This window comes from Streptomyces sp. NPDC102462 (assembly GCF_044765425.1).
In the GTDB taxonomy this organism is placed as follows: Bacteria; Actinomycetota; Actinomycetes; order Streptomycetales; family Streptomycetaceae; genus Streptomyces.
Genome location: NZ_JBIWKB010000001.1, coordinates 155298 through 179367 on the forward strand (window position 1 = coordinate 155298; position 24070 = coordinate 179367).

Consider the following 24070-nt stretch of genomic DNA (forward strand, 5'->3'; position numbering starts at 1 on the left):
GGGTGGCAGTGCCCGCTGCGGAACGGACCCGTCAGGCGGCAGCAGCCGGCAGCCCGGACCGATCGGGTCGAGCGGCAGAGTCCACGGGACGGGCCGGTCAGGCAGGTGGCAGAGCCGGCAGGACGGACCGTCCGGGCCGGGTGGCAGAAGCCCGCGGGATAGACCCGTCGAGCCGGGTGGCAGAGCTGGGGCCCGTCAGGCCGGGTGGCAGTGCCCGCTGCGGAACGGACCCGTCAGGCGGCAGCAGCCGGCAGCCCGGACCGATCGGGTCGAGCGGCAGAGTCCACGGGACGGGCCGTCGGGCCGGGTGGCAGAGCCGGCAGGACGGACCGTTCGGGCCGGGTGGCAGAAGCCCGCGGGATAGATTCGTCGGGCCGGGTGGCAGAGTCCGCGGGGCGGGCCAGTCGGGCCGGGTGGCAGAGCCGGTGGGCCTGACCGGTCAGGCCGTCCTCGGTCCCCGGTGTCGGCCCAGCAGCTCCCACTCCCGGTCCCAGCGGGCCATGCGACGCCTCTCGAGCCGTGCGCGCGCGACGGCTCCCGCGGCCAGCGCCGGGGCCGCCACGAAGCACGCTGCCGCGGTGCCGTAGAGCCCGGCTTCGACGGCCGCCATGGCGCGGCCCGGCGGCTGCGTGGTCAGCCGGCCCCGGTCGTCCTGCCAGACCACCACCCGGGCGCCGCTCTTCAGCCCCGCTTCGACCAGCGTCGACCCCGTACGCGAGGTGCCGTCCGGTGCGGCCCAGCGCACGGAGTCGCGGACCCGGCCGCTCGCCGTCCAGGCGGTCACCGCCGGAGCGTCGGCGAGCAGGACGGCCCTGACGGGGTGCCGGTGGGCGCGCTGCCGCGCCAGCATGTCCGCGGCGGCATGGGCACTCACCGCCCCGGCGACCGCCCCGCCGACCACCAACACGACCCAGACGGCCAGGACGATCCATGCCTCGACGACGTCTTCGCGCCGCCGCAGCGGATTGCTTCGCCACCGCCACAGCCGCCGTGTCGCGCTCATCGCGGAACACCTCACTCCTCATCGCCCGTCGTCTCGTCGCGGTGCTGCCTCGACGGTGCGCCCGACGCGGTCGCCGCTGCCAGGGCCGATGGAGCCACCGCCGGCAGGCGGACGGCCCACTTCCGGCGCCGGCAAGGGGGCCATGGGTCCCGGCGTACGGCCGCGCGGGGCGGCCGATGGGCGGACCGGCGGCGGGCCAGGGCCGGTCGGCCCAAGCGCGGGCCCCAGCGCACCGCACAAGCTGAGATCTGCGGGGCGGCCCCGGCACCGTGCCCGGTCCGCACCAGGGTCCTCGGCCGGGTCTGCCGGGACGCGCCTCCCGCGACCGGCCCCGAAGAGGTGAGGAGCGTCATGAAAGGCTTCGTCTTCCACGGCCCCGGACAGGCGTCCTGGCAGGACGTCCCGGATCCGGACATCAAGGAACCGACCGACGCGATCGTGAAGGTCGGTGCCGTCACGATCTGCGGGACCGACCTGCACATCCTCAAGGGGGACGTGCCCGAGGTGCACTCCGGGACGGTGCTCGGCCATGAGGCCGTCGGCGAGATCGTCGAGGTCGGCAGCGACGTGCGCACCGTCCGGCCGGGGGACCGGGTGCTCGTCTCCTGCATCACCTCGTGCGGCCGGTGCCGGTTCTGTCGGGAGGGCGGCTACGGCCAGTGCCTCGGTGGCGGCGGCTGGATCCTCGGTCATCTCGTCGACGGCACTCAGGCCGAGTACGTGCGCGTGCCCTACGCCGACCTGTCCGTGCACGCGCTGCCGGGCGCCGTCCGTAGCGAGGACGCCGTGCTGCTCGCGGACATCTTCCCGACCTCCTACGAAGTGGGCGTGCTCAACGGGCGTGTGCGTCCCGGCGACACCGTGGCCGTCGTGGGCGCCGGTCCCATCGGGCTCGCCGCGATCGTCACGGCCCGCCTGTTCGCACCGGAGCGGATCATCGCGGTGGACCTGGCCCCGTCCCGGCTGGAGGCGGCACGCCGGTTCGGCGCCGACGCGGTCGCCGACGGCCGTGAGGACCCCGCCCAGCTGGTCGCCGACCTGACCGACGGGCTCGGGGCGGACGTGGTGATCGAGGCGGTCGGCGTGCCGGACAGCTTCGAACTGTGCACCCGCATGGTCCGCCCCGGCGGGCATGTGGCCAACGTCGGGGTGCACGGCAGGCCGGCCACACTGCACCTGGAAGAGCTCTGGAGCAAGAACGTGACCATCACGACCGGGCTGGTGGACACCTACTCGACGCCCACGCTGCTGCGGATGGCCGCGGCCGGCCGGCTGCCCACCGGTCAGTTGGTCACCCACACCTTCCCGCTGGACCACATGGAGGAGGCATACGACGTCTTCTCCCGGGCGGCCGACACGGGCGCGCTCAAGGTGGTGCTGGGCGGGGAGCAGCACGAACTCGCCGTTCCCACGGCACGGCCCGAGGGGCTGGAGGGAACATGAGCGAACGGACGGGTTCGGGCACGGGCACGGCGCCCGCGAAGCCGCAGGGCGATCTGGGCCGGCGTCTGACCGCGCGGCGGACACAGGCCGGCCTCAGCCGGCGGGAAGCCGCCGCGCGCGCGGGCATGGCCACCAGCTACCTCGGCCACCTGGAGGACCATCCCGGCGCCACGCCGAGCACCGGCGCGCTGCTGCGGCTGGCCGAGGCGCTTGGGACCACCGTCACCGACCTGAGCGGCGGCGCCGTCGACCTGCCGGCCGGGACCGGACGCGCCGGACGGTCCCCGGAGTTCACCACACTGCGCCCGGGGGAGTGCCGGGCCCTGCTCGCGTCGCACGGCGTGGGACGGATCGCGGTCCCCACCTCGTCGGGGCCGGTGATCGTACCGGTCAACTACAGCGTCGTGGACGAGGCGATCGTCTTCCGCACCGCGCGCGGTGCGACACCGGCGCTGGGCGACGGCTGCCAGGTCGGTTTCGAGGTCGACCACATCGACGAGGCGTTCAGCCAGGGCTGGAGCGTGCTCGCCCGCGGGACCGCACGTGTGGTGACGGACCCGCGGGAGCAGCGCCGGCTGACGCAGCGTGCGTACAGCGCGCCCTGGGCGGGCGGCTCCCGCAATCTTTGGGTGCGCATCCGGCCCTTCACCGTCTCCGGACGCCGGATCACCGTCTGAGCCCCGACAGCGCCTCGAAGGGGCGCGGGGAACTGCGCGACCAGCCACAACGGCGCCGCAGACGACCGACGGCATAGAGCGGCATTCCCAGCGGAGCGCTCAGGCGTCGGCCGCGGTGAGCCGGCAGTCCACTCGCACCACGCCCTCGACGCCGCGTACGAGACGGACGGCCAGCGGAATCCGGCTGCTGTCCGGAACGCGTCCGGTCAGTGTCGCGACGCCGTCGGTGACCGTGATGTGCACGGGCTCGACGGGTGCCGGGAACAGCGGGTCGAGGACATCGCGCCGTATCTCGTCGGCGAGGTCGTGGTCCGGACGCAGGAAGACCTTCAGCAGGTCCCCGCGGCTGACCACGCCGTCCAGCAGGCCCTCGGCGGTCACCACGGGCAGCCGTTTCACCCGCCGCAGCGCCATGATGCGTGCGGCCTCGGCGAGCGTGGCGTCGGCGCGGACGGTGACGGCCGGCGTGCTCATCAGCTGCTCGGCCGTCAGCGCCCCGGCCTTGGCCAGGTCGGGGAGGCGGCTCTGCTGGGTGCACCGGTCCGGGTCGTCGTCCCGGAACTCCTCCTTGGGCAGCAGATCCGCCTCGGAGACCACGCCGATCACCCGGCCGTCGCCCTCCACCACGGGAAGAGCACTGATCTGCCACTGCTCCATGCGTGCCACGATGTCCTTGAACCGGGCCTCGCGTCCCACGGCGACGACGGCGCGCGTCATCACGTCACCCACCCGGTGCGGGCTGCCCTCCATGCTCTCCTCCTCGTGGTTCTCGGTTCGCGGCGCACATCGCCGGGTGAGCCGGCATGAAGGGACGGGAAGGGCCACCCGCTTCTCGCGGATCCGGATTGCGCGGTGCACGGCCGCGAGCCGCTTCCCCGCGTCGCCAACGCTCCTTCCCGTCACCTCCAGCACACCACGGAAACGGCCCGCCGACGAGTGCCGACCGGCCCCCTTTCGCGGCGCCCGGTGCCGCCCAGGTGGTCGTCGGCCTCGTGCGGTCAGCCGAAGAACACCTCGAACTCCTCGTACAGCGACGGATCGACCTGCTTCGTACGGCCCGTGACCTGGGCCAGCGGAACGCGGACGATCCCGGTGCCGTCCAGCGCCACCATCACACCGAAGTCGCCGTCCTGGACCGCGTCCACGGCGTGCAGCCCGAACCGCGTGGCCAGCCAGCGGTCGAACGCGCTCGGCGTGCCGCCCCGCTGGACATGGCCGAGGACGGTGGTACGGGCGTCCGTGCCGGTGCGCCGCGAGATCTCCCGGGCGAGCCACTCGCCCACTCCGGACAGCCGCACATGGCCGAACTCGTCCACCGTGTGGTCCTTGAGGATCATCTGCCCCTCCTTGGGGACCGCGCCTTCGGCCGCCACGACGATGGGCGCGTAGTTGATCCTGAACCGGCTCCGCACCCAGCCGCACACCTCGTCGATGTCGAACGGCCGCTCCGGGACGAGGATCACGTTGGCGCCGCCCGCGATGCCGGCGTGCAGGGCGATCCACCCGGAGTGCCGCCCCATCACCTCCACCACGAGGGTCCGCATGTGCGACTCGGCGGTGGTGTGCAGACGGTCGATGGCCTCGGTCGCTATGCCGACGGCGGTGTCGAAGCCGAAGGTGTAGTCGGTGCCGGACACGTCGTTGTCGATGGTCTTCGGCACGCCGACCAGTCTGATCCCCTGCCGGCTCAACTCGGCGGCCACGCTGAGGGTGTCCTCGCCGCCGATCACGATGAGCGCGTCCACGTCCTGTGCGGCGAGGGTGTCCCGCACGCGGCGCACCCCGTCCTCGTGCTGGAACGGATTGGTGCGGGAGGAGCCGAGGATGGTCCCGCCGCGCGGCAGGATCCCGCGCACGCTGGAGATGTCGAGCGGTGCGACGTTGTTCTGGAGCGCTCCGAGCCAGCCGTCGCGCAGTCCGACGAACTCGAAGGCGTACTTCTGCACGCCTTTGCGGACGATGCTGCGGATCACCGCGTTCAGGCCGGGACAGTCTCCGCCACCGGTCAGTATGCCGACCTTCATGGCCGTCTCCCTCGCGTCGGTCGTCCCCGTCCGGCCGCGGCGTCCCGGTGGGCACGAACGCTGCCGGTGCCGGTTGGCTCCTCCCTTTTCAGCGTCCCCCCACTGGCTGGGCGTGACCAGTGCGCGGCCGGCGGGGCACACGCCCGCCCCGCCGAGCGGGCGACGGCCACCCGCCCCGCCGGTCAGGACGGGGGAGCGGCGCCCGGTGCGGCGGGGCCGAGGATCCGCATGCCGGGGCGGCGGCGGTGCACGGTGAGGTAGGTCATGCCGTCCGCGCCCGCGGCCAGGCTGCGGCCGGAGCCGCGGGGGAGCCAGGCCAGACAGCCTTCGGTGAGCGGCTGGCGCTCCTGAGCGGTGGTCAGCGTGCCGTCCCCGGAGACGACGAGGAGCAGGACGTCGAGGTCGGGCTCGACATGGCGGTCGATGGCACCGTGCGGCGGGAGGTGGACGAGATTGGCGTCGAGCTGCCGTCCGGGCTCGGCCAGCCGCCACAGCGCTCCGGTCCGTGCGGAGTCGAGGCCGGCGAGGGTCCTGGTGTCGTGGAGCAGCCGCGGAACCGGGGCGGTGCTCGGCGTGGGGCGGGAGGGTTCCTGGTGGGGCTCAGCCATGTGTCGTCAGCGTCCGGTTACGTGTGTGCCCGCTCGGGGCCGGGTGGTGGCGGGCGCGGGTTCCTGGCACGTGGCGGATGCCACAGGGCCAACCCCCGCCCTTTAATTGGAATCTAACATGCGCATTTGTTAGCGTGCCGGTGTGCGATTGACGAAGTTCACGGACCTGGCGCTGCGCGCGGTCATGCGTCTGGCCGTCTCCCCGCGGGGTGACGCCCTGACCACCCGTGAGGTCGCCGAGGTGGTGAACGTACCGTACGCGCACATGGCGAAGGCGATCGCCCGGCTGCAGCATCTCGGTGTGGTCGAGGCCCGCCGCGGGCGCGGGGGCGGCCTCGCGCTGACCGAACGCGGGCGTGTGGCCTCGGTCGGCCGGCTGGTCCGCGAACTGGAGGGGGAGGGCGAGGTCGTCGCCTGCGAGGGCGATCCGCCCTGCCCGCTGCGCGGCGCCTGCCGTCTGCGTCGCGCCCTGAGCGCCGCACAGGAGGCGTTCTACGCCGCTCTCGACCCGCTGACCGTCTCCGACCTGGTGGCCTCGCCCACGGGTCCGGTGCTGGTGGGACTCGTAGGCGCCCGCCCGGAGTGACCGGGCTGTGATCCGTGGGCACCCGCGCCCGCAAACCGTGGGTACCCGCGCCCAAAAATTGGAATCTAGTATGCAAATTCATGGAGGTACCGGTGCTCTCCGAGCAGTCCACGCCCGTCGTCCGCGCGACCCTGCCGGTCGTCGGCGCCGCCATCGGTGAGATCGCCGAAGTCTTCTACACCAGGCTGTTCGACGCCCATCCCGAACTGCTGTCCGATCTGTTCAACCGCGGCAACCAGGCCAACGGCGAGCAGAGAAAGGCGCTGGCCGGCTCCATCGCGGCCTTCGCCGAACTGCTCCTGGCCAACCCCGATGTCCGCCCCGACGCCATGCTCGCCCGCATCGCGAACAAGCACGCCTCCCTCGGCATCACCTCCGACCAGTACAAGATCGTCCACAAGTACCTGTTCACGGCGATAGGCGAGGTACTGGGCGACGCCGTCACCACGGAGGTGGCCGATGCCTGGGACGAGGTCTACTGGCTGATGGCCAACGCCCTGATCGCCGTCGAGAGCCGGCTCTACGCCGAGGCCGGTACGGCCGAGGGCGGGACATGGCAGCAGATGACGATCGTCGAGCGGCACGAGGAGTCCGCCGATGTGGTCTCCTTCACCCTGCGGCCCGCCGACGGCCGGCCCTGCGCGTCCTTCCGGCCGGGCCAGTACGTCAGCGTGCAGGTCGAACTGCCGGACGGCGCACGGCAGATCCGCCAGTACAGCCTCTCCGGCGCCCCAGGCCGCGAGCAGTGGCGGATCAGCGTCAAGCGCGTCAGCGGTGCCGAACAGCCCGACGGCGAGGTCTCGTCCTGGCTGCACGAGAACGCGCGCGCCGGCGACACGCTCACCGTCTCGCCCCCGTTCGGGGACCTGACGCTGCGCCCCGGCGACGGACCGCTGCTGCTGGCGTCCGCGGGCATCGGCGTCACCCCCGTACTGTCCATGCTGAACCACCTGGCGGCCGCCGGCTCGCCCGCGTCCGTCACCGTCGTGCACGCCGATCGCACCCCGGACGACCACGCCCACCGCGAGGAGTTGAAGCAACTGGTCCGGGCGCTGCCCGACGCCAGGCTGCACCTGTGGTACGAGGAGCACGACGGCCAGGAGCCCGAAGCGGCCACCGGCCTGGCCGACCTCGACGCCGTCGAACTGCCGGAGGCCGTCACCGCCTACCTGTGCGGCCCGCTGCCGTTCATGCGGTCCGTGCGCGGTGACCTGCTGCGCCGCGGCGTTGCGGCCCGGGACATCCACTACGAGGTGTTCGGGCCGGACCTCTGGCTCGCCGACGCGTAGCGGACCCGGCGGTTCCGGGCCCCACCGGGCCCGGAACCCCCGACGCGGCAGAATCCGTCAACGCCAAGGACAGGCAACTGACATGAGCGACGCCTCGGCCGCCGTCGTCGCGGCAGCCACCTTCGTCTGGCTCGGCATGGTGCTGGCGATCTCCTTCCTGGAGGCCCCGCTGAAGTTCCGCGCCCCTGGAGTGAGCGTCCCGGTCGGACTCGGTATCGGCCGTATCGTCTTCCGGGCGCTCAACACCGTCGAAGCCGCGCTGGCCGTCGTCGTCGTGGCGGCGCTCGCCGCCTCGGGCCCGCCCACGCCGGTGGTCGTACCGGCCGCCGCCGCCGTGCTCCTGCTGGTGCTGCAACTCGCCGCCGTGCGGCCCGTTCTCAACCGCCGGTCCGACCGGGTGCTCGCCGGAGAGACCCTTCCGCGCTCCCGCGCCCATCTGGTCTACGTGGCCCTTGAGGTGGCCAAGGTGGCGGCGCTGATCGTCCTCGGCGTCAGCGCGTTCGCGGCCTGAGACGCGGCGCTCCCCGCCGGCTCACCAGCCGGCGGGGAGCGCCGCGTCTCAGGGCACGGACAGTTCACTCGTGGCGCTGCGCGTCCTCCAGTCTCGCCCGCTGCGGGCGGGGCACGGCGGGGGGCCCGATCACCCGTGCGAGGGGCCGTGACGCACGCTCGAAGCGGCTGGGGAAGGGGAACTTGCGTTCCAGGAAGGCGCGGATGGTCGCCCTGGCGGCGGCCCTGGCCTCGGGAGGCGTCTCCACGTCGTTGAGGCAGAAGAAGTCGATGTCCTCCCCGGCCGCAAGACGGTCCAGACGGCGCCGCATGTCCGGGGTGCCCAGCTGTATGTAGCGGAAGCGGTAGTCGGCCGGGACGGCCCGGCCGGTCGCGATCGCCCAGTGATGGTGCAGGGTGGACGCCGGAGCGACGTCGCTGACGGAGCGGAAGCGCGAGTACGAGGTCTGCTGCAGCTCCTCGATCGCCAGGCCCTCCATCTCACGCATCACGGACAGCAGTTGCGGATGCGGGGTGTGCAGCGACTTGTGCGTGACGTATCTGCCGTGGAACCGCCGGATCACCTCGCGGGCGTTCTTCCCGGCGGAGTTCGGCGCCGGCTCCAGCGGATGCGGGGCGCCGACACCGAGCTTCAACGGGGACAGCGGGATGCGGGCGATGCCGTTCCCGTGGAAGAAGTGCTCGGCCCCCACCGGGCGGTTGACGAAGACGTCGTCGTTGAAATAGAGGTAGTGCTCCGACAGCCCCGGAATGTGGTGCAGCCGGCTCTCGATCGCGTGCGAGTTGAAGACCGGCAGCGCGTCGGCCGGGAGGATGTCCCGGTGATCGACCACGGTCAGGCCCGCCGCGTCCGGATCCAGCCAGTCGGGGATCTGGGAGTCGGTCACGAGGTAGACATGCCGGATGAACCCGGCGTACATCTCCAACGAGCGCAGCGCGTACTTCAGTTCGTCATGGCTGGTGTAGCGGGAGGCGCCGGTCTCGCGCGGGGCGATGGGGTTGTCGGAGAGCGCCTGATGGGCACGGCGCTTCTCGGCCATCGCCGGGTCGTCCCCGTCGACCCAGGTGTACACGGCGTCCACGGGAAAGCGCACCTCGTCGATGCCCGGCTCGGCGAACGGCGCGAACGTCGGCACGCTGCCGCCGCGGCCCGCCACCGTGGCCGGCCGCAGCGCCGCCGCCGGAAGCACCTCCGAGACCGGGTTGCGGCGCGGGGCGACGAGCGCCGTGCCGAAGACGTCCTCAAGCCGACTGCCGGGCACGGTGAGCCAGGAGGGGTCCGGGCCGGCCCCCAGGTCCCGCCCGCGGCACCAGAACTCGATGTCGCAGCCCGTCTCAAGGCCGCTGAGCACCTGTCCCGCGGGGCCGAGGCGCACCACGCCGGTACGCAGCACGGCGGCCCGCCGCAGCGCCCGCGGCAGCCTCCCGTCGGCCCACAGCACGGCGCTCGTCACGGCGCCGTCCGGGCCGACGGCGCCGACGTACCCGGCAGTGCGGGCGAACCGCTGCGCGGCCCGGTCGAGCACGGTGGCGCGGTACTCCTCCTCGACACCGATCACCGACCGGGGCGCGCCGAATCCGTGGTCGGCGGGGACGACGAAGTAGGGGACGCCGATCGCCTCCAGCAACGTGCAGACCCGTTCCCGGTCGGCTTCGGCCGCGTCCGCGGCGATGTAGTCGGTGACCGTGCGCCCGTACAGCCGCACCGGTCCGCAGGTGATCGGGTGCAGCCCGGGGACGGCGGCGCGCAGCCGCCGGCGCGCGAGGCCCGTACGCAGCGTCCAGAGCCGGGCGGACTGCCGGAGCCGGAGGTACACGAACAGGTCCCGGGCGGCCCGCATGCCCGCGGGCGCCGGGGAGCGATGGTGTAGGTCCATGCGTGTTCCCGCTCAGCTCTGCTTCTCGAAGGGGCTCGGGAACGGGAAGTAGTCCTCCAGGAACTCGCCCATGCGGATGCTGACCTGCTCCCGCTCCTCGGGCGGCACGTCGACGTCGTTGAGGCAGAAGAAGTCGAAACGGCGGTTTCTGCGCAGATCGGCCAGGCGCGCCTCGGCGTCCGGGCGGCTGATGTTCACATACCGGAAGCTGAACCTGCCCGGCACCCCGAGTCCGGTCATCAGCGCGTACTGGTACAGCAGGGGGGCCGTCATGGCGATGTCCTGCGGCGAGCGGAACCGGGACGCCGTGGTGCGGCGCACGTCCTGCGGGAACAGTTCCTCGATGGCCGTGAGCGCCGCGCGCTGCTGCGGCAGCGGAGTGTGCATGAAGTTGTTCGTCGTCATCCGCCCGAACTTCTCCAGCAGCAGCTGCCGGACGTTCTTGCTGGCGGAGTTGGTGGCCGTCTCCTCGGCGTGCGGCTTGCCGACACCGATCTTGAGCGGGGACACCGGGACCTTCATGAGGCCGCTGCCGTGGAAGAAGTGCTCGGCGGTGACCCGGCGGCCGACGAACACGTCGTCGTTGAAGTACAGGTAGTGCTCCGACAGGCCCGGAATGTGGTGCAGCCGGGTCTCGATCGCATGCGAGTTGAACACCGGCAGCACGTCCGGCGGGAAGATGTCGCGGTGGTCGACGACCGTGATCCCCGGGGCCCGGTCGTCGAGCCAGTGCGGCTTCTGGCCGTCGGTGACGAGGTAGATGTGCCGGACGAAGTCGGCGTACATCGCCAGCGAACGCAGCGAGTACTTCAGCTCGTCATGGCTGGTGTACCGGGAGGCGTTGGTCTCCTTGTCCAGGATCTCGGCGGTGCCGCGATCCTGGTACCGGGCCCGCTTGGCCCGCATCGCGGGCTCCTCGCCGTCCACCCAGGTGTAGACGACGTCGACGGGGAACGTGACGTCGTTCACGGTGGGCCGGGTGAACGGGACGAAGCTCGGCAGTTCCCGGTCGCCGACGCGCACCGTGGCCGGCCGCTGCTCGTCGGCCGGCAGCACGTCCGTGATGCCGTTGTTCCGCGGCGCGATCAGGGACTCGGCGAAGATGTCCTCCGACGCCTGCGGCTGCACCTTGGCCAGTCGCCGGGGCCCGTCGGGGGAGGCGAGGAGCTGTGCGCCGTCCTCCCAGAACTCGACGTCGCAGGCGAGTTCGGGTCCGGCGAGCAACTGGCCCGCGGGACCGAGGTGGTTCTCGCCGATCCGCAGCGTGGGGGAGGTGCGCAGCGCGGCCGGCAGCACCCCGTCCAGGAACAGCGCGGGATGGTTGAGCTTGCCGCCGGGCAGCGGCCTGCCGATGAACACCGCCTTGCCGGCGTTCTGCTCCTCCAGAGCGGTCAGGAAACGCTCCCGGTCGACGGCGTTCACGCCGACCGTGTGGCGGGTACGGGAGGCCGGCACCAGGAAGTAGGGGATGCCTTCCCGCTCCAGCGCGGCCACGACCAGGCCGAGGTTGGCCGCCGCCGCCTCGGCCGCGCTGAACCGGGTCACGACCCGTCCGTACAACTGCTGGCCGCGCACCGCCACCGGGCGCAGCACAGGGTCTGTGACCGCCGCCCTTCGGCGCCGCCGCATGGTACGCAGCTGCCACACCCTCTCGGCGGCCTTCCGCTCGACTCGCGGGCGTATCCGCCGGGCAAAGGAACGCACGGTCACGTTCTGAGCTCCTCTTCGTCAATCTCTGCACAGGTCCTGCGTAAACCAGACGGACGGACGTGGCGAAAGGTTGTATGAGATTTCTCCGAGAATTAACTCTGTCCGAAGCCGGCTCATGACCGGGGGTGGTACGGCCGCGGTCGGGCGGCGGCCCGTTCGCCGACGGGCCGCCGCCGCAGGCCCGGACGCACGAGGGCCGGGGGCAGGTACGTCTGGTCGAGGGCGCCGACATCGGTGCCGGGCGGGACGATCTCGTCGATCCGGTCGAGGACGTCGTCGGTGAGCGCGACGAGGCGCTCGACGGCATCGAGCCGGCGCTCGTCGGCGAGGTGCCGGAGCAGGCCCGCGCGGCGCAGACCGTTCCGCTCGCCCTTGCGGACCCGGCCGGTGAGCAGACCCTGCGCGAGCGGTGCCCATACGAGCGTGCCCATCCCGTGGCGCTGTGCGACCGGCAGCACCTCGCGTTCGATGCCGCGGTTGAGCAGTGAGTAGGGCGGTTGGTCCGTGCGGAACCGGGCCAGGCCGCTGTGGATCAGGTCGGAGAGTGCGGAGAGCGTTTCCTCGATGTCCGTGCCGGGCCCGGCCGGTGCAGCTGGTGGAGGTCGATGAGGTTGATCCCCGCGTCCGGCGTCCTGTGGACGATGCGGATCGAGTCGTCGGGGTCGGGGTTGCCGACGGACGTGGCGAACATCAACGTGCCCAGCGCGTCGCCCCGGCGGGACGCACGCCGAAGGGGCGGCCCGTGAGGCGGCGCGGGCCGGGGCGGGAGAGACGTAGGTGGCGCAGCCGGCGGGCATGTCCACCGACCACTACACGCGGCTGGAGCGGGCCAGGGGCTCGCGGCCGTCCCGCCAGATGCTCGCTGCCGTGGCCCGCGCGCTGCGGCTGACCGGCGACGAGCGTGACCATCTCTTCCACCTGGCGGGCGAGGAGCCGCCGCGGGACCGGCCAGAGCGCGGAGCACGTACGCCCCGGCCTGCTCCTCGTCCTCGACCGGCTGACCGACACCCCGGCCCAGGTCGTGACCGACCGTGGTGACATCCTCGCGCAGAACGCGATGGCCTGGGCGCTCTCGGGCGACGCGTCCGCCCGCCCGGAGGCCGAACGCAACATCATCTGGCGCTACTTCACCGACCCTCGAACTGCTGCGGGTGGTCGGGCTCCAGGACCTCACCCGAAGCTGAGCCGCAGCGTCGGCCTCCCGTCCCTCCCGTCCTCCTGTTTTCGGGGTCCTTGCCTTGCGTAACGGTGCTCCGGAACGCCCTTCACTCGCCCGATTATCGGTATTTTGCTAGGATTTGTAGTGACATATGAGTCGCTGAGGACCGCAGCGGGCAACCCGGCGTCGGCCCCCATCGTCATCCGTCCGTTCTTCTTCGAAGGAGGAGAACATGGACCTGACGTTCACCGCCTCGGCCTTTCCGCCCCTGGCGCTCGGGTTCTTCGGTCTCGGTACGGGATATCTGATCTACGGTCCGCACGAACTGTTCGGGTATCCGAAGAAGACCGATGCGACGGACCGGGCTCTCGGCGTCTGGGGCGTGTGGATGCCCGGCCTGTGCCAGCTCATCTCCGGAGTCATCCTCTTCGTCGGGCTGACCTGGTTCCAGGTGTTCACCAAACAGCCGCCCCTGTACATGGCCGCGCTGGCCTTCTCCGCATACGGCATTCACTGGTTCGCGATCGGCTGGAACCGCTACCGCGGCAATGACGCGCATACCAATGCGGGGATGTGCATCGCCTACATGGTGATCTCCGCGATGGGTGCGACGGTGTTCTTCGCGGTCGGCGACTGGCCGGTGGGCCTGCTCTTCCTCGGCCTGTTCGCGATCTACTTCTGCGACTTCTTCGCCGCGATCGGGATCGAACTGGGCGAACGCGCACTGGGCTTCTTCCATATCGCCACCGGTGCCTGGCTGATGTACCTCGCCTACGCGGCCGCCGTCAACTTCGCCCTGGGATACCACTGGCCCCTGTAGACCGCGGGCACGAGGCCAAGCCGCTCGGCCATTCGGCCGGGGGCGTGCAGTTGCGATCTCGGAGTGAAATGCGTCCCTCCGACGTTCCCGTGACGCTGCGAGCTCCCCAATCCCCTGTTAGCTACGAAGAGTAGCGTTGACGTTACTTTCGATAGTCGTGAGTCTGAGGGTGCTGATGTGGCCGGTGGTGTTCCGGGCCCATCCTTGAAAGGAGCCTCTATGCGACGGACGGCCGCTGTTCTCCTCCTGGTGCTGACTTCCTTGCTCACCGACGGGCACTCCGCGACCGCGCGTCCGCACGCCGACGACGCGGCGACCCGCATTCTGAAGCTCACCAACGACGCGCGCGCGAAGGCCGGGTGCGGCCCGCTCCGGTTGAGTCCGGCGGTCGGCCGCGCGGCCCGCCGGCACGCCCGTGACCTGGTCCGGCACGAGCGCTACTCCCATACCGGCTCGGACGGATCCGACCCGGGGGAGCGCATTCGGTCGGCCGGCTACCGCTGGCACCGGGCCGGCGAGAACATCTTCCTCGGCCCGCACGACGCCCAGGAGGCCGCCCGGGGATGGCTGCGCAGCCCGGAACACCGGGCCAACATCCTCAACTGCGCCTACCGGGACACCGGCATCGCCGTCGTGGGGCCGCCCGGCCACCGCATGTGGGTCCAGGACTTCGCCGCCCGATGACACCCGGCCCGCCGCACGGGCGAGCTGCTGTTCGAGCGGGGCGAGAGGGCCGACGGGCGGGCGGCGGGGCCTGTGCGGGCGGGCGAGTCGTGGGTGCCGGCCGCCACGATCGCTTCGAGCGGCCTGGTGCGGCGCCGACCGCCGAAGGGGTGCGTCCGGGTTCTCCGGCCGCACCGCCTCGGCGGCCGCGGTCATGGACCGGACGGGAGCGGCGGGGACCGGTCGGACACCCGATCCCCGCCCGTGACCGGCTGATGCGTCCGTGACGGGTTACGAGCGTGCGCGCTGGGGCGGCCCCAGCCGCCGCCCGCACAGTGCACGAAGCCTCGCGAACAGGCCCGGATGGCGAGGGCCGTCGGCCGGAGACGGCCGAGGAGAGGCGGCGGCGTCGGGCTCTGCCCGTGTCACCGGCTCCTCGGCGGGCACCGCCCCGATGGTGCCTTCGAGGATCGGGGCGGGTTCGGGTTCTCGGGGAGGCGTACGGTAACTCAGGGCGCGCAGATATCCTTCCAGCGCGCGACCAGGGTCGGCCGGCATGACTGCTCCTGCTGCGTTCGTGAGCGAAGAGGGATGTGCGAGCGGTGCCGTCGGTGCCGCACCGGCACCGGATCTGACACCGTGGTTCCTCTCAGCAGCGCAGGACGACGCACGAGGCGCCGGCGGTCGCGGGGATCGCCCGCCCGGGCAGTGCCCGGGCGTGGGAGACCTGTTGTGCGTCCCCGGGGCGCGCGGCGGGGAAGGACGGGCAGAGCGCGGCGAGCTTCTGGGCCTTGCGGCCGGGGCGTTCCACGCCGTCGACGGCGAGCGGCTTCCTCGTGTCGAGCACGCAGGCGACACTCTCCGCCACTTCGACCTCGTCGGTGTGCTCGGCCATGAGCGCGGCACACAGCGCGAGCAGCACGGAGGCCAGCACCAGGACGGCTCTCCGCGCGGCCGCGCGATGCGCTCCGCCACCCCAACCGATCACGTACGCAGCGTAATCGGCTCGCTACTGTATGCGCATTCCATCGGACGAGTGAAGCCCGCGCACCCGCCCGCCGACCCCCGGCGAGTCGCCGATCCCGCAAGGGAGGCTTCACGCATGCACGCCGTACTGCACGCACTGTCGATCACCGGGTCCATGACCTGGGAGATCACCTGGGCGCTGATCCTCGGCTTCGCCCTGTCCGCCGTCGTCCAGGCCGTGGTCCGCAAGTCCGCCGTCGTCCTGCTGCTCGGTGACGACCGGCCCCGCACCCTCGCCGTCGCGGCGGGCCTGGGCATGGCGTCCTCGTCCTGTTCCTACGCCGCGGTGGCGCTGGCCCGCGCGTTGTTCCGCAAGGGAGCGGACTTCACCGCCGCGATGGCCTTCCAGATCGCCTCCACCAACCTCGTCGTGGAACTCGGCGTCCTCCTCGCGCTGCTGATGGGCTGGCAGTTCACCGTCGCCGAGTTCGTCGGCGGCGCCGTGATGATCCTCGTGCTGGCCGTGCTGTTCCGGCTGTTCCTGCGCGCAGAACTGCTGCGCCGGACCCGACGGCAGGCGAACCGGGGGCTCGCCGGATCGATGGAGGGCCATGCCGGGATGGACATGTCCGTCCGGCGCGCGGGCTCCTTCACCCACCGCCTGCTCTCCCGCGAGGGATTCACCGCCACCAGCCATGTGTTCGTCATGGAATGGGCGGCGATCCTGCGCGATCTGGTCGTCGGCCTGCTCATCGCCGGCGCCATCGCCGCCTGGGTCCCGGACTCGTTCTGGCGCGCCTTCTTCTTCGACGGCCACCCGCTCGCCGCCAAGCTGTGGGGACCCGTCGTCGGCCCGCTGGTGGCGATGGCCTCGTTCGTGTGCTCCATCGGCAATGTGCCGCTGGCGGTGGTGCTGTGGAAGGCGGGGATCAGCTTCGGCGGCGTGGTCGCGTTCGTCTTCGCCGACCTGCTGATCCTGCCGATCCTCAGCATCTACCGGAAGTACTACGGCGCGCGGACGGCCGCCTTCCTCCTGGGCACCTTCTACCTCGCGACGGTCATCGCGGGATACGTCGTGGAGTTCGCCTTCGGCGGCCTCGGCCTCGTTCCGGACCAGGCGAACGCGAAGGTCCCCACGGAAGGCGTCCGATGGAACTACACCACGTGGCTCAACATCGTCTTCCTCGCCCTGGCCGCCCTGCTCGTGGCGCGGTTCGTGCGGACCGGCGGCCCCACCATGCTCCGGATGATGGGCGGTTCACCCGGAACCGGCCATGCCGAAGCCGACCGGTGACGGCACGGGCCCTGCGCGGGCGACGCCCCCGACGGACCCCGCTGAGCACGGCACCGCGGCGGCCCGGCGGCAGGCGGCACAACGCCTGGTTGTGGCTTGCCGGATGCCCGGTTGTTTGATCCGACGGCATGGTCCTCGCTTTGATGCGGGCGGACAGCGGAGGGTGTTCGGGTCGGCGAGAGGTGTGTGCGGCATGCCGGGTGGGCGGGCGCTGGGGCGGCGGTTCGGCTGGTTGTGGGCGGCCTACGCGGTCAGCGCGTACGGCACGGGGTTCGGGTTCGGCGCGTTCGCCCTGATCGCGGTCCTCGTGCTGCACTCCGGGCCGGCCCAGGTGGCGGCGCTGCCCGCCGCGGGACGGGCGGTGGGGGCCTTGGTCGCGATGCCGCTGGGACCATGGGTGGAGTTCCGCAGCAAGCGGCCCGTCATGATCGCGATGGACCTGACCCGGTTCGCGGCGTTGGCGAGCGTCCCGGCCGCGTTCGCGCTCGGCCGGCTCAGCTTCGCCCAACTCCTCCTCGTCTGCGTCGTCGTCGCCGCGGCCAACATCGCCTTCAACGCGGCCGGCGGGGCGTTCCTGAAGGCGCTGCTGCCGCCGGAGGACCTGCTCGTCGCCAACGCCCGGTTCGAGTCCACGACTTGGAGCGCGACGACCGTCGGACCACCGCTCGGCGGCGCGGCGATCGGGCTGTTCGGGCCGATGACGACCGTGCTGGCCGACGCCTTCAGCTACCTGCTGTCGGCACTGGGCATCCGCGCCATCGGCGGGAAGGAGCCACGCCCTGGGCCGGCCGGTGCACCGCGGCTGCGGGCGGGCGATCTGCTGGAGGGCTGGCGCCACATCCTCACCCACCCCGGGCTGCGCCCGCTGTTGTTCAACGCGATGGTGGTCAACGGGCTGATCCTGGCGTCGGAGCCGCTGCTCGCCGTACTCCTGCTGGGCCCGCTCGGGTTCGCGCCCTGGCAGTACGGTCTCGCGTTCGCGGCTCCGTGCGTCGGTGGCCTCGTCGGCGCTCGGCTGGCGCGCCGGCTCGTGGCACGGTTCGGGCAGCGCAAGGTGCTGCTCACGTCCGGGGTGCTGCGCGCCTGCTGGCCCCTCGGACTGGCGTTCGTCCGGCCCGGTGTCCCCGGGATCGTGCTGATCATCGTCGTCCAGTTCGGCCTGGTGACCTGCTGCGGGCTGTTCAACCCGGTGCTGGCCACCTACCGGCTCGACCACACGCCGGCGGACCGGGTGGCCCGCACGCTCTCCGCGTGGTCGGTCAGCACCAGCGCCGCCATCGCGGCCCTGACCGCCGTGTGGGGTCTGCTGGCCGCCCTCACCGGCCCCCGCACGGCGATCGCGGCCGCCGGCATCCTCCTGCTGGCCACCCCGCTGCTGCTCCCGCGCCGCGCGGACGCCCGCCGCACCGGCGGGGAACCGGCCGTGAGCCTGCCATGACACGCGGCGAACCCCGCGGCGTTCGCCGCCGTCGGCCCCGTACCGCCGTGGCCGCGCCACGGACCGGGCGTTCTGGTCGCGGCGCGGCGGCGGCGACCGCGCGGATCAGGTCAGCTGCACGCCGCCGTCGACGTCGAGCACCGAGCCGGTGGCGTAGCCGTTGGTCATCAGGAACACCGCGGCCGAGGCGATGTCCTCGGGCAGGCCGACGCGTGCGACGGGCACGCTCGCCTCGTACTCGCTCATCAGGCGCCGCCGCACCTCCTGCGGGACGTCCGCGAAGGCGGGAGTCTCGACCAGACCGGGGGCGATGACGTTGACCCGCACCGGCGCCAGGTCGACCGCGTTGGCCTTGCCGAATGCCTCCAGGGCGGCGTTGATCGCGGCCATCGTCGGCCGGCCGGGACCGTGCTTGCGGCTCGCGATGCCCCCGATCAGGACGATCGAACCGTCCTTCGCGATGCGGTCGGCCGCGGCCCGCACCCCCTCGTAGGCGCCCCAGAACTTGGTGTCCATGTACGCCCGTGCGGCGCGGGAGTCGAGTTCCCGCACGGTGCCGAGGGCGGTGACACCCGCCGAGATCGCCAGGTGGTCGAAGGCCCCGACGCGGTCCAGCAACGACGCGACCGAGTCCGCCGAGGTGATGTCGGCCCGCTCGGTTGCGATGCCGCTGGGCACGGTGCCCGCGGCCCGCTCGGGGCTGCGGCTGGCCGCGGTGACCCGGGCCCCGGCGGCCAGGGCGTGCTCGGCGATCGCGAGGCCGATGCCGGAGGTGCCGCCGATGACGACCACGTGCCGGCCGGCCAGGGGGCTGAGGATGCTCATGGGCGATGTCCTGTTCTCGGGTGGGCGGTCATCCGCGCGGACGGTAGTTCCCCGCGCCTGCGGATCGGTTTAGTGACGTGCCGTCGGGCGTCTGCGGCGCCGTCGTGGCCGGTCGCGCAGTTCCCCGCGTCCCTTCAGGGCGCTGTCCGGTTCCTCGCGCCCCTTCAGGGCGCTGTCCGGTTCCCCGCGCCGCGCGGCGATGAACGACCGGCCGCCTGCGAGGTAGGCCGGGGACATGCCGGGGTACGCGGTGCAGGACACCCACGTCGTAGCGACCCGCAGGCGGCACAAGGGAAGAAGGTGACGCGATGATCTCCGAGATGGTCATGCTGCCCACCAGTGACGCCGTGCTCCCCGGCGACCTCGTCGTGCCGACACCGGCACGGGCCGTGGTGCTCTTCGCACACGGCAGCGGCAGTTCCCGGCACAGCTCGCGCAACCGGAGGGTGGCCGCCGAGTTGCGTACCGCGCACTTGGGCACGCTGCTGATGGATCTGCTCAGCGAACGGGAGGAGCGGCACGACGCGCTGACCGCCGAGCACCGCTTCGACATCGGGCTCCTGGGGCGGCGGGTCGTGGCCGCGATCGACTGGCTGCGGGAGCAGCCCGACACCCGCGGCCTGCCCGTCGTGTTGTTCGGCGCCAGTACGGGCGCGGCCGCCGCCCTGGTGGCCGCGGCCGAGCGGCCGGACCGGGTGCTGACCGTGGTGTCGCGGGGCGGCCGGCCCGACCTCGCGGGCGACGCCCTGGAGCGGGTGCGGGCACCGGTCCTGCTCATCGTCGGCGGCCAGGACCAGGTGGTACTGGAACTCAACAAGGAAGCGGCCCGCCGGCTCGTGACCCCGCATTCCCTGCGCGTTGTTCCGGGCGCGACCCACCTGTTCGAAGAACCCGGCGCCCTGGAGCAGGTCGCCGTGGCCGCCAGGCAGTGGTGCGAGGACCGGCTGCGCTCCGGGCAAGGCCCCTCCGGTGCGGCGCAGACCGAGAGCTGAGCAGGTCCCGCGAAGCCCGTCACAGAGCGACAGCGCACCGAAGGGGCGCGGGGCCTGTATCCATATGTGGCTCCGCCGCGCGGGCGCGACCGGCCACGACGCCGCCGCGGACGCCCGACGGCACGTCACGTCGGCCGCCCTCTCGCCCGTCTCGCGCCCGTGCCCGCCGATCCGAACGGGTTCAGGGGCTCTGCCAGCGATCGTCGGGCAGGTGGCTGCCGGCCTGCGGCCCCATCCGCAGCATCCCGCCGTCCACCACCCAGGAGGCACCCGTCACGTAGGAGGCGCCCGGACTCGCGAGGAAGGCGATCACCGCGGCGACTTCACGGGCGTACGGCCCGATGCCTACGCGCATCTGGTCTTCGTCTGCGGACCCCTGTACGGGCCGCAGATCGAGCGGCTGCACCTGCGCTTTGCGCACTGTGTCCGCATCGCCGTGGGCACCTCGGTCCTCGACGCCGGCAGCCCGGCCCTGGACGGCTTCCACCATGTACTGGCGAGAGACGCGCCCGGCAGGGTTCCGACGCTCGACCTGGCGGCCCGGGCACCGTCCGTGCACGCCCTCCCGCTGGCCGCGGTGATCCTCACGCACGGCCAGGGAGAGTACGGACCGCGCAGGCGGCACGGCCGGGTCGCCCGGGAGGTGACACGGTGGCTGTCCGGCCGGGACTGCGCCCGCCTTGAGCTGGAGACCCGGCTCGACCCGCGCGACTGGCGGCTGAGCACCACACCGGCCCAGCTGGAAACGGTGGTGTCCCGCTGCGACGTGGTCGTCACCGACCGCCTGCACGGGCTGGTGCTCGCACTGCGCGCGGGCGTTCCCGCACTGGCCGTCGACCCCGTCGCGGGCGGCGCCAAGGTCACCGCGCAGGCGCGTGCCTGTGGCTGGCCCGCGCTGCTGCCCGCCGAGCAGGTCGACGCCGCGGCGCTGGATCACTGGTGGCAGTGGTGCACGACGGCCGGGCGGGGGCTCGCCGGGCAGATCGGCTCCCGGTTCCGGTCGGGCGCCGCGCAGGACACCGCGGACGCCCTGCTCCGGATTTTGGCCCCGTAGCCCGCAGCCCGTAGCCCCGACCGCTGCGTCGGCGAGATGACACGTGGGCCGCCGGCGTCACCTCATGGCGCCGGCGGCGCCGGCACCTCAGGCGCCGACACTGTCGGCCAGCGCGGCGAACTCCTCGTCGGTCAGGGTGACCAGGGCCGCCGCGACGTTCTGCTCGAGGTGGGCGACGCGCGAGGTGCCGGGGATGGGAAGCATCACCGGGGAACGGCTCAGCAGCCAGGCGAGCGCGAGCTGTGCCGGGCTCACCTGGTGCTTCTTGGCCGCGCTGTCCAACGGCCCGCCCGGACGGGCGAGTTCGCCCGTGGCCATGGGGAACCACGGGATGAAGCCCAGGTTCTCGCGCTCCGCGTAGGCCAGGACGTCCTCGGCGCGCCGGTCGGCGAGGTTGTACAGGTTCTGTACGGAGACGATGTCCGCGATCTCGCGCGCCTGGCCGATCTGCTCGACGGTCACCTCGGACAGTCCGATGTGCCGGATCTTGCCCTCCTGCTGGAGGAGCACCAGTTCGCCGAGCTGTTCGGCCAGCGGCACCTTCGGGTCGATGCGGTGCAGCTGGAAGAGGTCGATGCGCTCAAGACCGAGATGACGCAGGCTCAGTTCACACTGCTGGCGCAGGTATTCGGGCCGGCCCACCGGACGCCAGTCGTCCGGACCGGAGCGGGTCAGACCGGCCTTGGTGGCGATGACGAGGCCGTCCGGGTAGGGGTGGAGCGCCTTGTGGATCAACTGCTCGCTGACGAAGGGCCCGTAGGAGTCCGCGGTGTCGATGAGGTCGACCCCCAGCTCCACGGCGCGCCGCAACACGCGCACGGCCTCGTCGGGGTCCGCGGGCGGGCCCCATATGCCGGGGCCGGTCAGCTGCATGGCCCCGAAGCCGAGCCGGTGCACGGGCAGATCGCCACCGAGCGAGAAGGTGCCGGAGGCTTCGGCAGGACGGGAAACGGAAGCAGTGGTCATGTGGTGTCCTTCGGATGAGGGGACGGCGAGGGCGCCGAGGGTCTTCCCCGTACTCGGCCGGTCACACCCGGACGGTGGCACCCCACCGGCGCTGCGCGCACCGCGGGCGCGAGGAGACTCCCGCCGGGCGATTCCCTCCCCCCATCCTGGTCCGCCGGCCGCCGCGCCGCACCCCGCGGCGGCGTTCCCCCGCCACGGCGGCCCCCTGCACGCGTGATCACCTGCCGGACGGCTCCGATGCGCCACGCCCGGCGCGCACCGTCCTCACCCGGCTCCGGTTGCGACGGCGCCGATGAGTCGCTGGACTGGCCCAATGACGCCGACACCCTCACCCGAACCGATGATCTCGCTCGGGCGATCGCGGCCGGCCGACCCCTTGACGTCCGCACGCCGTACTCCGGCCGCGCCGCCCGTCCGACACCCGGACAACCCGGCACCGGCCGGGGACCAGCACGAAGGAAGAGCCATGACCAGCAGCATCGCCCGCCGGGCCTCGCTCGCACTCGCCTCCGCGGCCGTCGCCGTGCCCGCCCTGCTCGTCACCGGGGGCCCTGCCTCGGCGGCGACGGCCGCGCCCGGCGACTCAGCCACGGCCGTCTCCCACACCGACCGCCCCGGGCACACCGACCGTACCCCCGGCCCCGAGCACTGGGCGGAGATCTGCAAGCAGGTGAACCGGCTCGGCGGGGTCAAGGTCGTCCCCCGCACCGATCAGCAGGGGCACACGGGTGACGCCGCCCGCATCCGCTGGATCTCGGACCAGATCAGGTGGCTGTGCACGCACACGTGACCCGTCGCTCCCGCACCGGTGATCCGCCCCGGCCGGCCGGGGAAACCGGCGGACCTCCCCGGTGGATCGTGGCCGGATGATCGTGCACATTGGAGATATGGACGTCGGGCAGTACCTCGTCCGTGTGTGGCAGCGGTGGCATTCCAGTCATGCGCTGGTCGCGCTCCCGCTTATCCTGATCGTGGCGATCATGCTGGCCGACCTCCAGTCCCCGGCCCGTGTTCATCTCGGTCCGCTGCTCGTCGCGGCCCCCGCCATCACCACGTCCTTCGCCGGTCCCCGGCTGACCGGACTGGTCGGAGCGCTGGCCCTGGGCGCCCAGGCGTTCCTGACCACACACAGCGGCGGAGTGGCCACCTCCAACAACATCGCCCAGCTGGCCGGACTCGCCGCCCTGTCGGTCTTCTCCGTGCTGGTGTGCTGGGTGCGTGACCGGCACAAGGAGCAGCTGGCCCGGGTGCGGTCGGTCTCCGAGGCCGCGCAACGGGCCCTGCTGCGCCCGCTGCCCGACCGACTCGGCCCCTTGCACATCGCATCCTCCTACCTGGCCGCGGAGAAGGAGGCCCACATCGGTGGCGACCTGTACGCGGTGGCACGCACCGCCGAACGAACCCGCGTGCTCATCGGCGACGTCAGGGGCAAAGGTCTCTCCGCGATCGGGGAGGCGGCCATGCTGCTGGGCGCCTTCCAGGAGGCCGCCCACCAGCACGCCACCCTGCACGTCCTGGCCGACGCCCTCGACCGCAGCGTCCACCGCTACCTGACACAGTTCCCCGAAGCCGACGAGGAGGCCCAGGAGCACTTCATCACCGCACTGCTGCTGGAGATCCCCGACCACAGCCCCGTGGCCCGTATGACGGTGTGCGGGCACCCGCCGCCCCTGCTGCTGCGGCACGGCCGGGTGACGTCCATCGCCAGCCCGTACACGGCGCCGCCCCTCGGCACGTGGGAGCTGGGGCCGGACAGCCGCACCATGCACGCGTTCTCGTTCCTCGCCGGTGACACCCTGCTCCTCTACACCGACGGCGTCGTCGAGGCCCGCGATCCGGGCCGGGTCTTCTACCCGCTGGAGGAGCGGGTCGCCCTGTGCGCGAAATGCAGCCCCCCGACGCTCGTCCACCATGTACGGCAGGACCTCCTCGCCCACACCGACGGTGCCCTCGGCGACGACGCGGCCATCCTCGCCATCCAGCGCACGCCCACCCCGCTGAGCGGGCTCCACCTCAGCGATCTCCACCTGAGCGATCTTCTGCACGGCGCCAGCCGTCACGGACGGGCTCGCGCACGGCATGAACAGGCCGTCTGAGGGGCGCTCCGCTGGAAGTACCGCTGTGTGCCGTGGGTCGTGTGCGGCGGCGTTGTGGCTGGTCGCGCAG

The 24070-nt window shown here is 72.4% G+C and carries 21 protein-coding genes and 4 pseudogenes; 14 read left to right on the forward strand and 11 right to left on the reverse strand.

The genetic code is table 11. The annotated features are described in order from the left end of the window. Positions 1-439 precede the first annotated feature (439 nt). On the reverse strand, positions 440-1003 hold the full coding sequence (locus ACIRFL_RS00710; protein ID WP_404022778.1) for a hypothetical protein: 564 nt from the start codon (positions 1001-1003) through the stop codon (positions 440-442). A 351-nt stretch (positions 1004-1354) separates the two neighbouring features. Between ACIRFL_RS00710 and ACIRFL_RS00715 the strand changes: the two genes are divergently transcribed. After that, the gene (locus ACIRFL_RS00715; RefSeq protein ID WP_404022780.1) at positions 1355-2446 is read left to right on the forward strand and encodes a zinc-dependent alcohol dehydrogenase family protein; all 1092 of its coding nucleotides are present in this window, start codon (positions 1355-1357) and stop codon (positions 2444-2446) included. Next, positions 2443-3123, forward strand: coding sequence for a helix-turn-helix domain-containing protein (locus ACIRFL_RS00720; RefSeq protein ID WP_404022782.1), 681 nt, complete (start codon positions 2443-2445; stop codon positions 3121-3123). The genes ACIRFL_RS00715 and ACIRFL_RS00720 overlap by 4 nt, the downstream gene beginning before the upstream one ends. A gap of 99 nt (positions 3124-3222) precedes the next feature. On the opposite strand, the gene ACIRFL_RS00725 is transcribed toward ACIRFL_RS00720, so the two are convergent. The 3 genes from ACIRFL_RS00725 to ACIRFL_RS00735 all read right to left on the reverse strand — a co-directional run bounded on the left by ACIRFL_RS00725 (position 3223) and on the right by ACIRFL_RS00735 (position 5755). Then, complete coding sequence (locus ACIRFL_RS00725) at positions 3223-3873, reverse strand: CBS domain-containing protein (protein ID WP_404022783.1); 651 nt, start codon at positions 3871-3873, stop codon at positions 3223-3225. A 248-nt stretch (positions 3874-4121) separates the two neighbouring features. Continuing rightward, entirely contained in the window at positions 4122-5147 is a 1026-nt protein-coding gene (locus tag ACIRFL_RS00730; protein WP_404022785.1) for a 6-phosphofructokinase, read from the reverse strand. 182 nt (positions 5148-5329) lie between these two features. After that, positions 5330-5755, reverse strand: a complete 426-nt coding sequence (locus tag ACIRFL_RS00735) for a cupin domain-containing protein (protein ID WP_404022787.1) — start codon at positions 5753-5755, stop codon at positions 5330-5332. Between the two features lie 142 nt (positions 5756-5897). Between ACIRFL_RS00735 and nsrR the strand changes: the two genes are divergently transcribed. From nsrR to ACIRFL_RS00750, 3 genes are all read left to right on the forward strand, one after another. After that, complete coding sequence (nsrR, locus tag ACIRFL_RS00740) at positions 5898-6341, forward strand: nitric oxide-sensing transcriptional repressor NsrR (RefSeq protein WP_404022789.1); 444 nt, start codon at positions 5898-5900, stop codon at positions 6339-6341. A 92-nt stretch (positions 6342-6433) separates the two neighbouring features. Next, on the forward strand, positions 6434-7630 hold the full coding sequence (locus ACIRFL_RS00745; RefSeq protein ID WP_404023160.1) for a globin domain-containing protein: 1197 nt from the start codon (positions 6434-6436) through the stop codon (positions 7628-7630). Between the two features lie 82 nt (positions 7631-7712). Further along, positions 7713-8141 carry a hypothetical protein gene (locus tag ACIRFL_RS00750; RefSeq protein ID WP_404022791.1) on the forward strand — a complete coding sequence of 143 codons (429 nt, stop codon included), beginning with the start codon at positions 7713-7715 and terminating at the stop codon, positions 8139-8141. 64 nt (positions 8142-8205) lie between these two features. On the opposite strand, the gene ACIRFL_RS00755 is transcribed toward ACIRFL_RS00750, so the two are convergent. The 3 genes and pseudogenes from ACIRFL_RS00755 to ACIRFL_RS00765 all read right to left on the reverse strand — a co-directional run bounded on the left by ACIRFL_RS00755 (position 8206) and on the right by ACIRFL_RS00765 (position 12418). Continuing rightward, entirely contained in the window at positions 8206-10017 is a 1812-nt protein-coding gene (locus ACIRFL_RS00755) for a stealth conserved region 3 domain-containing protein (RefSeq protein WP_404022793.1), read from the reverse strand. 12 nt (positions 10018-10029) lie between these two features. Then, positions 10030-11727 carry a stealth family protein gene (locus ACIRFL_RS00760; RefSeq protein ID WP_404022795.1) on the reverse strand — a complete coding sequence of 566 codons (1698 nt, stop codon included), beginning with the start codon at positions 11725-11727 and terminating at the stop codon, positions 10030-10032. A 113-nt stretch (positions 11728-11840) separates the two neighbouring features. Then, positions 11841-12418 (reverse strand): annotated as a pseudogene (locus tag ACIRFL_RS00765) (aldo/keto reductase). Between the two features lie 51 nt (positions 12419-12469). Between ACIRFL_RS00765 and ACIRFL_RS00770 the strand changes: the two are divergent. From ACIRFL_RS00770 to ACIRFL_RS00780, 3 genes and pseudogenes are all read left to right on the forward strand, one after another. Then, positions 12470-12865, forward strand: a pseudogene (locus ACIRFL_RS00770) (helix-turn-helix transcriptional regulator); the annotation flags it as partial. Positions 12866-13118: 253 nt separating this feature from the next. Then, a complete protein-coding gene (locus tag ACIRFL_RS00775; protein ID WP_404022796.1) occupies positions 13119-13706 on the forward strand; it encodes a hypothetical protein in 588 nt (195 codons plus the stop codon). A 219-nt stretch (positions 13707-13925) separates the two neighbouring features. Then, positions 13926-14390, forward strand: coding sequence for a CAP domain-containing protein (locus ACIRFL_RS00780; protein ID WP_404022797.1), 465 nt, complete (start codon positions 13926-13928; stop codon positions 14388-14390). A 628-nt stretch (positions 14391-15018) separates the two neighbouring features. Here the strand turns inward: ACIRFL_RS00780 and ACIRFL_RS00785 are convergent. After that, positions 15019-15357 (reverse strand): hypothetical protein, encoded by a 339-nt coding sequence (locus ACIRFL_RS00785; RefSeq protein WP_404022798.1) that lies wholly within the window; start codon positions 15355-15357, stop codon positions 15019-15021. 114 nt (positions 15358-15471) lie between these two features. Between ACIRFL_RS00785 and ACIRFL_RS00790 the strand changes: the two genes are divergently transcribed. Both ACIRFL_RS00790 and ACIRFL_RS00795 read left to right on the forward strand, forming a co-directional pair. Next, entirely contained in the window at positions 15472-16629 is a 1158-nt protein-coding gene (locus ACIRFL_RS00790; protein WP_404022799.1) for a permease, read from the forward strand. A 193-nt stretch (positions 16630-16822) separates the two neighbouring features. Then, the gene (locus ACIRFL_RS00795; protein ID WP_404022801.1) at positions 16823-18067 is read left to right on the forward strand and encodes an MFS transporter; all 1245 of its coding nucleotides are present in this window, start codon (positions 16823-16825) and stop codon (positions 18065-18067) included. A gap of 105 nt (positions 18068-18172) precedes the next feature. Here ACIRFL_RS00795 and ACIRFL_RS00800 read toward each other — a convergent pair whose 3' ends face one another. Next, a complete protein-coding gene (locus ACIRFL_RS00800) occupies positions 18173-18892 on the reverse strand; it encodes an SDR family oxidoreductase (RefSeq protein WP_404022802.1) in 720 nt (239 codons plus the stop codon). 308 nt (positions 18893-19200) lie between these two features. Here ACIRFL_RS00800 and ACIRFL_RS00805 point away from each other — a divergent pair, with 308 nt between their 5' ends. Continuing rightward, complete coding sequence (locus tag ACIRFL_RS00805) at positions 19201-19884, forward strand: dienelactone hydrolase family protein (RefSeq protein WP_404022804.1); 684 nt, start codon at positions 19201-19203, stop codon at positions 19882-19884. 181 nt (positions 19885-20065) lie between these two features. Here ACIRFL_RS00805 and ACIRFL_RS00810 read toward each other — a convergent pair. Beyond that, positions 20066-20221, reverse strand: a pseudogene (locus ACIRFL_RS00810) (SDR family oxidoreductase); the annotation flags it as partial. On the opposite strand from ACIRFL_RS00810, the pseudogene ACIRFL_RS00815 reads away from it, so the two are divergent. Next, positions 20216-20938 (forward strand): annotated as a pseudogene (locus tag ACIRFL_RS00815) (polysaccharide pyruvyl transferase family protein); the annotation flags it as partial. The pseudogenes ACIRFL_RS00810 and ACIRFL_RS00815 overlap by 6 nt on opposite strands. Before the next feature lie 87 nt (positions 20939-21025). Here the strand turns inward: ACIRFL_RS00815 and ACIRFL_RS00820 are convergent. Next, positions 21026-21904, reverse strand: a complete 879-nt coding sequence (locus ACIRFL_RS00820; RefSeq protein WP_404022805.1) for an aldo/keto reductase — start codon at positions 21902-21904, stop codon at positions 21026-21028. A gap of 466 nt (positions 21905-22370) precedes the next feature. On the opposite strand from ACIRFL_RS00820, the gene ACIRFL_RS00825 reads away from it, so the two are divergent. Beyond that, positions 22371-22694 carry a hypothetical protein gene (locus tag ACIRFL_RS00825; RefSeq protein ID WP_404022807.1) on the forward strand — a complete coding sequence of 108 codons (324 nt, stop codon included), beginning with the start codon at positions 22371-22373 and terminating at the stop codon, positions 22692-22694. Positions 22695-22791: 97 nt separating this feature from the next. Next, positions 22792-24000 (forward strand): PP2C family protein-serine/threonine phosphatase, encoded by a 1209-nt coding sequence (locus ACIRFL_RS00830; protein WP_404022809.1) that lies wholly within the window; start codon positions 22792-22794, stop codon positions 23998-24000. The last annotated feature ends 70 nt before the right edge of the window (positions 24001-24070 follow it).